The sequence below is a fragment of the Citrobacter sp. wls619 genome (assembly GCF_005281345.1).
GTDB lineage: Bacteria > Pseudomonadota > Gammaproteobacteria > Enterobacterales > Enterobacteriaceae > Citrobacter.
Window position 1 is genome coordinate 1 of record NZ_SZXJ01000086.1, and the last position, 2,054, is coordinate 2,054.

The window sequence follows — 2,054 nt, forward strand, 5'->3', positions numbered from 1 at the left end:
TGGGGTTGTCGTGTGTCGCAGACTGTATCTCACTTTGTGTGACAGATAAAGCTGGTTAACAGACAAAAGAAAAGCCGGGACAAAACCCAGCCACTTCACTCACAGATTAAATCCGTGAAAGCGGTTAACTAACAATTCGACTTTGTCGAAATGCTTCGCGTGCTTCGTTCAAACTCATGACATTAGCCCCGCCTCGGTAGTCAGGGTCCTCAGCTTGAACGGGATCATCTTCCCAGTTGCAAACTGGGCAAATCTCGTAACTACCGTCTTCGGGAAACTCATATTGACCGCAGCAAGGGCACGAATGTTTTGAATCTATCATTTCTGTTTCTCCCAGTATTCCATCCCGCCTTTCGGTTTAAACATTGTCTTTGGTACTCCATCCTTAGTCTTCACGGAGAAAGTGTTTGTTGCTGGATGATAGTGCATTACATCACCATTTTGTCTGACCTTCGTTAGAGTCCCCGAGGGCGGTGTTCTTACAAAATCATGTGTAGCATCAACATACTCTTTTGAGTTGTTGAAAGGTTTGTCTACGAACTCATGCCCGTGTTTAACCCAATGACCATAAGCATTCTCAACTGGCTCCGCTACTTTAGTTTTTGTCCAAATCGGGTCATCGGGATTTTTACTAAGGTAGATATAAATAGGGTCGAACGTCCCAGCTGGATGCACAAGAATATAATCCCGGAAGGGCCGCTCCTCCGGAGTAGGTGTAACTGTTGACCATGGGCTGTTGATTTCGCTTTCCGGGTAAACCAGCACATTCGGAGGAATGTAGACGTTATCCTGATTGCCGGTGTTTGACGGGGAAGAATATCCCGGATCGTCAGGAGTCCAAACGATTGTCGGCTTGTCTGCGCCATCCTCCCAGAACTCATAGTTCCCGGTGGTGGTGTTCTTCTGAAGCATGCGCACAGGCACTTTGTCCTGTCCGCCTCTGGCGCTGACGTGGAAGCCTTTTGGTCTCATGGTGCCAAACTGGTCAGCTTCCCAGAGAAAGCGAACACGGGTCGGAACATCTTCTTTATTCCGTGCGGACTGTTCAAGGCGCATTTTATCGATGTAGTCCTGTTCACCACTGTTGAGCTTTGGCGAGTAAAACATGCCAAACAGAAAAACGGTTGTGGGGTTAGGAGCTATCCAACGACCAGCCGTCGAAAGATTTCCTCCGATTTTCTGCACTGCTGCGTATCCAGCCTCAATTGCTGCATCAGTGGTGATCCCTGCTGTAGTCGCGGCCCTTGCTGTTGCCATCCCTGCGGTCGCAGCCGCTTTGGGGGCATCCGAGGAACTGAAAAGGCGCTTATACCACGGGCGGTTATCTTCTGGTGGTGGAGTCGGTTCGGTTAGTTTGTGTTTCTTTGCAGCCTGCGCGTGTTGCACGGGTTCCGATTCTGTTTGTTCCGGTTGAGGAAGTGCCCGGTAGTAGCCAGCATGACCGAAATTATCAACAGACTCCGGGTCTGTCCCTGCGTCGGTGCACCCCTCTCCCCGGAGGCAAGATTTTGCAAAGACAGGTAAAGCACTCAGTGCTACCGCAGCGGCAATAGCTTTGTTAATGGGCCATTCTGCCGCCCGTTTTTGATGTTCTTCGAAAGGATTTTCTGGCGCACCTTCAACCCATAATGTTGTGCTACCCAGCACCTGGTTCATCTTGCAGTTACACAACACCTGATCACCAGTGGCAACGCAGGGTTTGTCTTCCGCAAAGTAGTATGCAGTGCCATTTATCTGAAATGGTCCATTGCAGGTTTCTTTCGGACACCAAGCCATATCGCCATTTAGTGCAATATTCCTGTCTTCAATAATCGTAGAGGAAGCTGAAATAACCTCTCCACCGCTCGTGGTCTTGTCTCCGAGCCTTACCAGCGCTCTGGTCATAAATCCCTCTATTTACTATGGAGAAATTGCTGAGAGTAAATTGTACAAATAACACCCACACGCAGGAAGTGATTTTTACTTAAAGTAAAACCGTGTTTTAAATGATTTTCAGAGTGAATATTTCCTGATTTTTGATTCACTTTGTGAAGTATCAAAGGTTTTGCTGTACG

General features: G+C 48.2%; 2 protein-coding genes. Both read right to left on the reverse strand.

Annotated elements, in window-relative coordinates:
• Window positions 1-124: 124 nt before the first annotated feature.
• Entirely contained in the window at window positions 125-322 is a 198-nt protein-coding gene (locus tag FDX19_RS17355; RefSeq protein WP_137383671.1) for a CPCC family cysteine-rich protein, read from the reverse strand.
• The gene (locus FDX19_RS17360; RefSeq protein ID WP_137383672.1) at window positions 319-1,884 is read right to left on the reverse strand and encodes an S-type pyocin domain-containing protein; all 1,566 of its coding nucleotides are present in this window, start codon (window positions 1,882-1,884) and stop codon (window positions 319-321) included. Before FDX19_RS17360 ends, FDX19_RS17355 begins: the two co-directional genes overlap by 4 nt.
• Between the last annotated feature and the right edge of the window lie 170 nt (window positions 1,885-2,054).